Raw genomic sequence first — 10,873 nt, forward strand, 5'->3', positions numbered from 1 at the left:
GCCTCAGACGAAGCGGTTGACGTAGTTTTCCAGTATCTCCTGCCGGCCAGAGCGGGGTGCGGGGTTGATCCCTTCGGCCAGCACTCTTTCGGTAATACTGCCCAGATCGCTGTCCAGCATGGCCTGCGCCCCCGGCTCTGACCATCCCGCATAGCGCTCGGCCAACGCCTGTTCCAACCCGCCATCTTCGACCATTGCAGCGGCAGCTTTCAAACCGCGCGCGCAGATATCCATGCCGCCGACATGGGCCGCGATCAGGTCCTGCGGGTCCAGCGACTGGCGGCGCAGCTTGGCATCGAAATTGGTACCGCCCGTGTCAAAGCCACCTGCCTTCAGGATGTGGTAATAGGCCAGCGCCACTTCGGGCGTGTTGTTGGGGAACTGATCGGTGTCCCAGCCGGACTGGTAGTCGTTACGGTTCATGTCGATGGAGCCCAGCATCCCTTCGGCCGCCGCAACCGCGATCTCATGTTCGAAACTGTGACCGGCAAGGATCGCGTGACCCTGTTCGAGGTTCAGTTTCACCTCATCCTCCAGCCCGTATTTGCGCAGGAAGCCGATGCAGGTGGCCGCGTCGTAGTCATATTGATGCTTTGACGGCTCTTGCGGCTTCGGCTCGACCAGAATCGCGCCCTTGAACCCGATCTTGTGCTTGTAATCGACCACCATGTTGAGGAAGCGGCCCATATGGTCCAGTTCCTGGCTCAGGTCGGTATTGAGCAGGGTCTCATACCCCTCGCGCCCGCCCCAGAGTACGTAGTTCTGCCCGCCCAGCTTTTTGGTGGCATCCATGCAGCTTTTGACCGTGGCCGCGGCAAAGGCAAAAACCTCCGGGTCCGGGTTGGTCGAGGCTCCCGACATCCAGCGACGGTGACTGAACATGTTGGCGGTGCCCCAGAGCAGGCCGGTTTTGCTGCCCTCCATCTTTGCGCCGATATAGTCGGTGATCTCGTCCAGAGTGACGAGGTTGTCGGCGAAATTACCCTGCTCGGGCCGGATATCGGCATCATGCCAGCAGAAATACGGCGCGCCCAGAAGATCGAACATCTCGAAGGCCACATCCGCCTTCAGCTTCGCCCGCCCCAAATCGTCCTGCGGATGCCAGGGCCGGATGAAGGTCTGGCCGCCGAAAGGATCGCCACCCTCCCACGCGAAACTGTGCCAATAGGCAACGGCAAAGCGCAGCTGATCTTCCATCCGCTTGCCCATGACGATCTCGTCGGGGTTGTAGTAGCGGAAGGCCAGCGGATTGGTGCTGCCCTCGCCGTCATAGCTGACCTTTTCGATGCCGTCGAAGAATCCGGTACTCATCCCGTGGTTCCTTTTTGTTAGTATGGGAAGAGGCTCAAGCCGCCTCTTCCCCCGGTTTCTTACCAAGGATGATCATCGACAGCAGATCGTCATCGGTGACATCGTCGATCTCGACCGTGCCGACCAATTCGCCATTCTTCATGACGCTGGCCCGGTCGCACAACTCCATCACCGCATGCACATCATGGTCGATCAGGAAGATGCCGATCCCGTCCGCCTTCAGCTGCTGGATCAGCTCCGCGACCATCTGGGTCTCATGCGGGCCAAGCGCTGCCGTGGGCTCGTCCATGATCAGGACCTTGGCGTTGAAATAGACCGCACGTGCAATGGCAACCGACTGACGCTGGCCACCTGACAGGGCCGAGACCGGCTCGTTGAACTTCTGGAAGTTCGGATTGAGCCGACCCATGATCTTGCGGCATTCGGCCTCCATCGCCGAATCGTCCACCAGACCAAGTGGCGTCACCAGCTCGCGCCCCAGAAACAGGTTCGAGGCCGCGTCCAGATTGTCCGCCAGCGCCAGCGTCTGATAGATCGTCTCGATGTTCAGCGCACGGGCATCGCGGGGGTTCTGGATGTCGACCGTCTGGCCGTTCACCCGGATCTCGCCTGTTTCCTTCTGATAGGCGCCTGAGAGCATCTTGATCAGGGTCGATTTCCCGGCGCCGTTATGGCCCAGCAGACCGACAACTTCGCCCGGATAAAGATCGACGCTGACATGATCGACCGCCTTGATGCCCCCGAAAGAGATCGAGACATCGTCCATTTCGACAAGCGGCGTTTCGCCCGCGGCGCGTTTTGGATTGCGTGTCATCACTTGGCCCCCACTCTTTTGCGGTAGATGATGTCGATCAGCACCGCCAGAACCAGCACCGTGCCAACCACTATGTTCTGGAATGGCGCATCGACGCCAACCATGGCCATGCCCGATTGCAGCGCCTGCATGATCAGGGCGCCAAGAATCGCGCCATAGATGGTGCCGAAGCCGCCCGACAGTGCGGTGCCGCCGATTACCGCGGCTGCGATCACGCGCAGCTCGTCCAGCGTGCCGATATCGTTGGAGTGATTGGACAGACGCGCCGAGGCAATCACCGCCGAGAGCGCACAAAGGAAGCCCATCAGCGCAAAAATCTTGACCGTCAGACGCCGCGTGTTGATGCCCGACAGTTCTGCCGCGTCCGGGTTACCTCCGGTGGCGAAGATATAGCGGCCAAAGCGGGTCCGGCGTGCAATGATCGTCATCACAACCGCAACCGTGATCAGGATCAGGACCGAGACCGGCAGGCCATAACCCACTTCCAGCCCTTCGGGCATGGTCTCACCCCGCGCCTCAAACATCCGTTCCAGACGGCGTTTGGGGATGTGATAGGAATTCAGGATCCAGATGAAACCAAAGATGGCCCCGGCGGTAATGGCGCACAGCGTTGCTTCGGCCCAGGCCGGTTTGACCGGGAAACCATGTCCTGCCTTGGCACGGCGCGCGCCCCAAAGGCCCCAGATCGCCAGCGCCGCTGCCAATGCAGCCAACAGCCAGCTTGTCGTTTCGCCCAACGTGCCGTTGGTGCCGCCAAAGACCAGGAAGGTGCTGTCGAGCGGGCCTATCGTTTGCCCATCGGTCAGATACCAGGCCACGTTGCGCCAGACCAGGAAGCCGCCCAAGGTCACGATGAAGGCCGGGATACTCAGATAGCCCACCATCCAGCCCTGAAAAGCGCCGATCAGCGTGCCTGCGGTCAACCCGACCAGCAAGGTGATCAGCCAGATTGCCGGATTGCCCAGCCCCATACCCAGCGTATGCGGCAGAATCTGCGTCTGCGTCACCGCCATGATCGCCGAGGTCGTGGCCAGCAGTGCGCCCACCGACAGGTCGATATGCCTGTTCACGATCACGAAGACCATGCCACACGCCATGATCGCGACCGAGACGGTCTGGATCGTGAGGTTGAAAATGTTACGCGGTGTCAGAAACCGACCATCCGTCAGGATGTTGAAACCGATACACAGGATGACGAAAGCGCCAATCATGCCCAATAGCCGCAGGTCCAGTTCCAGTTGCTGGAACAGGTTGCCTTTTTGCCGTTCGGGGATTGGCTGAGACGTTGTGTCTGTCATGTCAGACCTCTTCGTTTCAGCGGTGATGGGGAGTGGGGTGCCGCACCGTGGCGCAGCACCCGATCGTTCTGTTTACAGGAGCCCTAGTTGCACGGGGCCGGGCCGCCGGTCACACCTTGGCAGAGCGCTTCCTGGGTAATCCAGCCAGCATCGACCACAGCGGTCAGGTTGTCCTTGGTGACCGGAACCGGGGCCAGGAACTTGGCCGACATTGTGGTGCCGCCCGGCGAGGTCCATTCACCTGCCCCTTCGACATCCGCGCCCGACGCGCCACCGGCCATCGCAACGGCAACTTCGCCTGCTGCCTTGCCCAATTCGCGCGCGTCTTTCCAGACCGATACGGTCTGGGTGCCATTGGCCACACGGTTCAGTGCGGCATGGTCGCCATCCTGCCCCGAAACCGGTGTGCCTTCCATGCCCTGAGCCGTCAGAGCCGCAACGGCGCCACCGGCTGTGCCGTCATTCGAGGCGACAACAGCATCGACATTGTTGTCGTTGGCCGTCAGAATCTGTTCCATGTTGCGCTGCGCGTTCGCAGGCAGCCAGCCATCGGTATAGGCCTCGCCCACGATGGTGATCTTGCCGCTATCGATCGCCTCTTGCAGGATTTCCTGCTGTCCGCCACGCAGGAAATCCGCGTTCGGATCGGTGGGCGAGCCCTTGATCATCACGTAGTTGCCTTCGGGCTGCGCTTCGAGCACCGCGCGGGCCTGCATCCGACCCACTTCGACATTGTCGAAGGTCAGGTAAAAGGCGCGCGGGTCTTCGATCAGGCGGTCATAGGCGATGACCGGAATGCCCTCGTCGGCGGCGGCCTGAACTGCGGGGCCGATGGCCTGCGTGTCCTGCGCCAGAATGATCAGCGCGTCCACGCCCTGGGCGATCAGGCTTTCAACATCCGACAATTGCTTGCTGGACGATGATTGCGCATCCGCCGACACATATTCGGCACCAGCCGCGTCAAGCGCCGCGACAATCGCAGCTTCATCCGTCTTCCAGCGCTCTTCCTGAAAATTCGACCAGCTTACGCCGACGGTCTGTGCAAATGCCGCTGTGCTCATCAGCATTGTGGCAACAGCAGTGAGTCCGAGTTTTTTCATGGTGTTCCTCCTCCCTGAGAAATTGCGTGCTGATGGTTTGGCCTCAGCATGATCTGTTTTAGCATATTTATTTTTTCTGTCAAAATAAATATGATCAGCTTACACAAAAGAACCTGACCCAGCTTGTTCCGCAATATAACGCGACACAAGCCAAAAGAGGATTGAACGCCATGAACGCGCCCAGACCCACCCCTGCGGCAGCTGACCAGCGAGAGGTCAGCCGGTTGAGAATCCTCGAAGAAATTCGCGCCGCGAATCGAATCGCGCGCATTGATATTGCATCCGCAACGGGCCTCAGCCCGGCGACCGTGACCGCGATCACCGCTGACATGCTGGAGGAAGGGCTGATCGAGGAAATCAGCCAGGAAGCTGGCGCAGGCGGCACCAAGGCCAAGCGCGGCCGGCCCCGTGTGTTGCTCAAACTGAGGGGCGAGGCGCATAGAATCGCAGGCCTGAAAGTCTCGCAAAAAAGCATTACGGTGCTGCTGGTGGACTTCAGCGGCACCGAGATTGCCTTGCACGAGCATGATCTGCGCAACGCCCGCATGTCGGGCGACGAACTGGCTGACGAGATCAAGGCAGCCATTGCGGCCACTTGCGCCAAGGCCGGGATTGAAAAGCGCTCGCTTTCCGGCATCGCCATCGGTCTGCCCGGCCAGATCGACGCCCCCAAAGGCTTCGTGCATTGGTCGTCGTCCCTGACCGAACGCAATGTGCAATTCGGCGATATCCTCGCGCGCAAGCTCTCCAGTCCCGTTTTCATCGACAATGACGCCAATCTGGTGGCGATTGCCGAGCAGCTCTTCGGTGACGGTCAGGGCTATCGCGACTTCCTCGTGGTGACGATCGAGCATGGTGTGGGGATGGGGATTGTTCTGGATGGCAAGCTCTATCGCGGCGCGCGCGGTTGCGGGGCCGAATTCGGACATACCAAAGTGCAGAATGGCGGCGCGCTCTGCCAATGCGGCCAGCGTGGCTGTCTTGAGGCTTATGTCGGCGATTATGCACTGCTGCGCGAGGCCAACATTCAGACCATGGGCGAGCGACCGAACGACGTGGGTGATGTTCTGGCCGCCGCACGCGAGGGCGACCGGCTGGCGCAATCGGTTCTGGATCGGGCGGGCCAGATGTTTGCCATGGGCCTGTCGAACCTGATCAACATCTTCGACCCGCAACTGATCGTGCTGTCGGGCGCGCAGATCGCCTTTGACCACCTCTACGAGGAGCGCGTTCTGGACAGCGTTAAACGCTCGGTCGTTGAGATCGACGCGCCGCTGCCAGAGATCAAGGTGCATCACTGGGGCGATCTGATGTGGGCCAAGGGGGCCGCCGCTTATGGGATTGAGCAGGTCTCGGCCCGCGCCGCCCGAGAGGTTATCAATGCAACGACTTAAGGCGCTGCCGCTTTTGGTGCTGGCATTGCCCGGCCATGCCGACCCGGGCGCTCCGGTATTTGAACCGCGCCCGATTCCCGATCATGTCTATGATGGCGGTTGGGAGCATTTCGTGGGCGGTGGCGTTGCTGCGTTCGACTGCGATGGCGATGATCTGCCAGAGCTGTATGCCGCCGGTGGCACGAACCCTGCCCAACTCATGCGCAACCGGACCAATGGCCCGGGAGCGCCCCTGCGCTTTGAGGAAAACACGCCGGACGGCCTGTCCTTGACTGGCGTAACCGGGGCCTATCCGGTTGATATCGACGGCGACGGGCTGCTGGACCTCGCCATTTTGCGGGTCGGACCGGATCTGTTGCTGCGCGGTCAGGGCGATTGCACATTCACGCCTTTTGAGGGGTTGGGTTTCACCTCGGGCGATCACTGGACCACCGCGTTTTCCGCCGCCTGGGAGGCTGGCCAAAGCCTGCCGACGCTGGCCTTTGGCACCTATGTGGACCGCTCCAATCCCGATGGCCCGTTCGAGGCCTGCGATGCCACCCTGCTCTACCGTCCCGAAGGCAACCGTTATGGCCCGCCGGAACGGCTGGAGCCGGGGTTCTGCGCGCTGTCGATGCTGTTTTCCGACTGGGGCCGCACGGGCCGCGCCGACCTGCGGATCAGCAATGACCGGCACTATTACGTGCGTGGCGGGCAGGAACAGATGTGGGCGATGGAAGAGGCCCCGCGCCTCTATTCCGAAGCAGAAGGCTGGTTGCCCTACAGGCTTTGGGGCATGGGCATCGCCTCGCGCGATCTGACCGGTGATGGCTTTCCAGAGGTCTATCTGACCTCGATGGGCGACCAGAAATTCCAGAGCTTTGATCCCGCGCCGGGCGGGCCGGTCTGGCGCGACGCCACCTATGACCGGGGCACCACGGCGCATCGTCCGCATACGGGCGGCGATGGTCGGCCTTCGACCGGATGGCATGCGGCATTTGGTGATGTGAACAGCGATGGGCGCGACGACATCTTCGTGGCCAAAGGCAATGTGGAACAGATGCCGGATGCCGCCATGAAGGACCCCAACACGCTGCTGATGCAGGGACGTGACGGGCGGTTTGATGAGAGGGCCGAAGAGGCCGGGGTCGCCTCGATGGCGCGGTCGCGCGGGGCGGCGCTGGTTGACCTGAATCTCGACGGCGCGCTCGATCTGGCGGTGGTGAACCGGCGGGCACCGATGGAACTCTATGAAAATACCGGAGCGCAGGGCAACTGGTTGCTGGTGGATGTCACAGGCCTCGCGCCGAACCATCAGGCGCTGGGGGCGTTTGTTGAGGTGCGCAGCGCGCAAGGTTTGCAGACGCGGGAGATCACCGTTGGCGGCGGCCATGCAGGCGGCAGCACCGAGCCACTGCATTTTGGTTTGGGCGCAGAAAAGTCAGCCGATATCCGGGTGATCTGGCCAGGTGGCTCACCTTCTGTCTGGCAAAATGTTGTGGCCAACACCCGGATTGCACTGCGACCTTAGCGGTCCACCGGCAATCCACTGGGCACGGTCTCTGGCACGCCCAGCCGCTTTGCGTCATGCGTCAGCGCCCCCAGAAACGCGATCAGGTCCGCGATCTCGGCGTCGCTGAGAGACACCGGCGCAAGATCATTTGCCGCAGCAATGCGCGCTGTCTCATCCGGGTCGTTCAGTGCCACTGTGTCCTCGGCTCCGGTCAGGGTGGGCAGACGCGCCTGCGCCGGGTCATAGCGCTGCAATTCCGCCAGCGGATCCAGATGGTGCCGGATCACCGAGTCCAGATCAGGATAGGCCCCGTTATGCCCGTAAGGCGCGGTCAGCGTGACATTGCGCAGCGAGGGCGTGCGGAAGGCATAAGCATCCTCGGGGTCACCGGTGACCCGCATCCGGCCCTCATCCCGCGCATGATTTTCAAAGCGGGCCGCCTTGCCGGGGCCGATCTGCGGCAGGGCAATGGCGTGAAAGGCATGATCCGTCTGGAACCAGCCGGAATGGCACGAGGAACACCCCGCCTCGCCATAAAACAGGTCCATACCCCGCTGTGCCGCGGGGTCCAGCGCCGCCTCCCCGCGCAAGGCGCGGTCAAAGGGGCTGTTATCGGCGCGCCATTCAAAGCGGATGAAGTCTGCGATCAGGTTCGAGATCAGGGGGAACCCGTCGCTTTCATCCGCGCGCCGCACTTCCTCTAGCCGCTCAGCGTAGGCGGGAATGGCCTGAACGCGGGCGGCAAGCTGGTCCCAGGCCCCGCCCTCCTGACTGAGCATCCCCAGCCGCACCGATCGGCTGATCTCGTTTTCCGAGTAATGCCCGGCCATTTCATCACCCGACAGAACCGGAAACATGCTCTGCGCCGACAGAACCGAGTCAAAGCCGGTGGTCATGTCACTGCCAAGGGGCGTTCGAATGCCGTTTGGTTCCGTCTCATCAGCCTCCAACCGGCCGTCATGAAACATGACCGTGAATTCCTGCGCGCCAAGGTTCCAGAGCGCCGGCGCATTGCGCGGCAATCGCTGCTCGGGCAGGTTTGCGGGGTCGGGGGACCGCTCGGGCCCCAAACCGATGCCCCCTTCGCCCAGCGACAGCGACACCCCGTCCGACGTGCTGAACCGGGGATGATGGCAGGTGGCGCATGAGATATTGCGATTGCCGGACAGGATCGGGTCGTAAAACAGCAACTGCCCCAGCGCAGCCCGCTCGATATCCGGGTCGGTGAAGACCGGTGGCGGCCCCAGATCGGGCAGATCGGCGCGTGCGAGACCGGCGCCAGCCAAACAAATGGCGGCGGTCAGGCTTTGCGCCAGCCTGCTCATGCCCCGGCCTGGCGCAGGGCGGGGTATAGCGCGCGATAGGTCTGGTAGGCCTCGTCATAGCGCGCCGTCAGATCGCTACGCGGCGCGATGGTTTCCGAAATCTCAGGCGCGGTCATGACTTGCGCCGGGTCCGCGCCGGTCTCAGCACAGATCGCCAGACGGGCCGCACCCAAAGCCGCCCCGAATTCGCCACCCGCAGGCAGTGCCAGCGACAGACCCAGCGTCGAGGCCAGCGTTTCCAGCCAGAATCGCGACCGCGTGCCGCCGCCCACCGCAAGCACCGTTTCCAGATTGGCGCCGGTCTTGCGCAACGCCTCAAGACTGTCGCGCAGGGCGAAGGCGACGCCTTCCATAACCGCGCGGGTCAGGGCGTCGGTCTCCATCCCGATATCGAGCCCGACAAAGGCCCCGCGAATGGCGGCATCGTTATGCGGCGTCCGCTCGCCCGACAGATAGGGCAGGAAGGTCAGCGCGCCGGGCCCGGAGACCTGACGAGGCAGGGCCGCAGACAGTTGCTCAGGGCTTTGCCCGACGCTGCGCGACAGCCAGTTCAGGCAATCGGTGGCCGCAAGGATCACGCCCATCTGGTACCAGCGCCCCGGAACAGCGTGGCAGAAGGAATGCACCGCCGTTTCCGGCGCGGGCGCAAAACTGTCGCGCGCCGCCAGCAGAACCCCCGAGGTCCCAAGGGAAACAAAGCCGGTGCCTTCACCAAAACAGCCCGACCCGCAGGCCGCCGCCGCGTTGTCACCGCCACCGCCCGCTACCACGACCGGCCCGGTGATGCCCCATTCGGTACAGAGTGCCGCGCGCAATTGACCGCCCGCAGCACTGCCCTCGACCAGTTCAGGCATTTGTTCGCGCCGCATATGGCTGGTCTCCAACGCCTGCGCAGACCAGTCGCGCGCGCCGACATCCAGCCAGGTGGTTCCGGCACTGTCGGACATATCGCTGATATGCGCCCCCGTCAGCCACAGACGTAGATAATCCTTCGGCAGCAACACTTTGGCGAGTTTCGCGAAAACCTCCGGCTCGTGCTCTGCGACCCAGAGCAGCTTGGGCGCGGTGAAGCCCGGAAACACGATGTTGCCCGAGCTTTCGCGGATGCCCGGCTGCGCATCCAGCCACTGCGCCTGTTCGGCGGATCGTGTGTCATTCCACAGGATGCAGGGCCGCAGCACGGTGTCATCTGCCCCGAGCAGCGTCGCGCCATGCATATGGCCGCTCAACCCGATACCGCGTAAGGCGCTGATTTCCCGTGGATAGGCCGCAGACAGTTCTGCCATGACGGCCCGACAGGCCTTGATCCAGTCCGCCGGGTCCTGCTCGGACCAGCCCGGTGCCGGATGCGGGTTGGAATAGGACGCCTCGGCCGAGCCGACAACACGGCCATCGCCATCAATCAACAGCCCGCGCAGCCCGGACGTGCCCAGATCAAGTCCCAGATACACGGCTTTCTCCCATTTTATTTTTACGGCAAAAATAAATCGAGAAAGCCGCGCCTGTCAACAAATCCCGCGCCTGGCGGTCAGACATCCAACTCGTTCGAGGGGATGATCGGGAAAAACTGACCCGACGACCAGACGCCGAACCAGCCATCGGAGTGGCTGCCAAGTTCGACCAGCCGATAAAAGCTCTTGCGGTCGATCAGCGCCTCAAGATCGGCGCGGATATGAATATAGGGCGATGGCTCGCCGGTCTGTGCATCCCGGACAAAGCGAATCGGATGATCCGGGCCAGCGGTAGCGCTGTCCTCGGTCTTGGTCACAAATTCCAGCACCTGATCCGTGCCACTGCCCGTCGCCTCGAAATCCACGGCGACAAAAGGCGCGTCATCCACGGTGATACCGACCTTTTCCACCGGCGTGACGAGGAAGTACTTGCCATCCTCCTTCTTGATCACCGACGAAAACAGCCGCACCAGTTCCGGTCTGCCGATGGGCGAGCCAAGATAAAACCACGTCCCGTCCCGCGCGATCCGCATGTCCAGATCGCCGCAAAAGGGGGGATTCCACAGATGCACCGGCGGCAATCCGCGCTTGCCAGCGGCCCGAACCGACGCCGCAATGCCATCTGCCGAGGGTGTAACGCTCTTTTGTTCGCTCATTGTTTTTGCCATTTCCGGTGAGAGAGATACAC

General features: G+C 62.3%; 9 protein-coding genes. 2 read left to right on the forward strand and 7 right to left on the reverse strand.

Features of this window, described 5'->3' with window-relative positions; all coding sequences use genetic code 11:
• Positions 1–3 precede the first annotated feature (3 nt).
• The 4 genes from xylA to xylF form a co-directional block, all read right to left on the reverse strand.
• On the reverse strand, positions 4–1,311 hold the full coding sequence (xylA, locus tag AB1E34_RS20060) for a xylose isomerase (RefSeq protein ID WP_372574097.1): 1,308 nt from the start codon (positions 1,309–1,311) through the stop codon (positions 4–6).
• Between the two features lie 34 nt (positions 1,312–1,345).
• On the reverse strand, positions 1,346–2,125 hold the full coding sequence (locus AB1E34_RS20065) for an ATP-binding cassette domain-containing protein (protein WP_249706584.1): 780 nt from the start codon (positions 2,123–2,125) through the stop codon (positions 1,346–1,348).
• Complete coding sequence (locus tag AB1E34_RS20070) at positions 2,125–3,423, reverse strand: sugar ABC transporter permease (RefSeq protein ID WP_372574098.1); 1,299 nt, start codon at positions 3,421–3,423, stop codon at positions 2,125–2,127. Before AB1E34_RS20070 ends, AB1E34_RS20065 begins: the two co-directional genes overlap by 1 nt.
• An 83-nt stretch (positions 3,424–3,506) precedes the next feature.
• Entirely contained in the window at positions 3,507–4,523 is a 1,017-nt protein-coding gene (gene xylF, locus AB1E34_RS20075) for a D-xylose ABC transporter substrate-binding protein (RefSeq protein ID WP_372574099.1), read from the reverse strand.
• A 170-nt stretch (positions 4,524–4,693) separates the two neighbouring features.
• Here xylF and AB1E34_RS20080 point away from each other — a divergent pair, with 170 nt between their 5' ends.
• Positions 4,694–5,917 carry an ROK family transcriptional regulator gene (locus AB1E34_RS20080; RefSeq protein ID WP_372574100.1) on the forward strand — a complete coding sequence of 408 codons (1,224 nt, stop codon included), beginning with the start codon at positions 4,694–4,696 and terminating at the stop codon, positions 5,915–5,917.
• Positions 5,904–7,427: a CRTAC1 family protein gene (locus AB1E34_RS20085; protein WP_372574101.1), complete on the forward strand. Its 1,524-nt coding sequence runs from the start codon at positions 5,904–5,906 to the stop codon at positions 7,425–7,427. The genes AB1E34_RS20080 and AB1E34_RS20085 overlap by 14 nt, the downstream gene beginning before the upstream one ends.
• Here the strand turns inward: AB1E34_RS20085 and AB1E34_RS20090 are convergent.
• From AB1E34_RS20090 to AB1E34_RS20100, 3 genes are all read right to left on the reverse strand, one after another.
• The gene (locus AB1E34_RS20090) at positions 7,424–8,734 is read right to left on the reverse strand and encodes a cytochrome-c peroxidase (protein ID WP_372574102.1); all 1,311 of its coding nucleotides are present in this window, start codon (positions 8,732–8,734) and stop codon (positions 7,424–7,426) included. The genes AB1E34_RS20085 and AB1E34_RS20090 overlap by 4 nt on opposite strands.
• Positions 8,731–10,185 (reverse strand): xylulokinase, encoded by a 1,455-nt coding sequence (gene xylB, locus AB1E34_RS20095; RefSeq protein WP_372574103.1) that lies wholly within the window; start codon positions 10,183–10,185, stop codon positions 8,731–8,733. The genes AB1E34_RS20090 and xylB overlap by 4 nt, the downstream gene beginning before the upstream one ends.
• A gap of 77 nt (positions 10,186–10,262) precedes the next feature.
• Positions 10,263–10,841 (reverse strand): DUF1285 domain-containing protein, encoded by a 579-nt coding sequence (locus AB1E34_RS20100; protein ID WP_372574104.1) that lies wholly within the window; start codon positions 10,839–10,841, stop codon positions 10,263–10,265.
• Between the last annotated feature and the right edge of the window lie 32 nt (positions 10,842–10,873).

Source organism: Ruegeria jejuensis (assembly GCF_041537905.1).
Classification (GTDB): Bacteria; Pseudomonadota; Alphaproteobacteria; order Rhodobacterales; family Rhodobacteraceae; genus Ruegeria_C.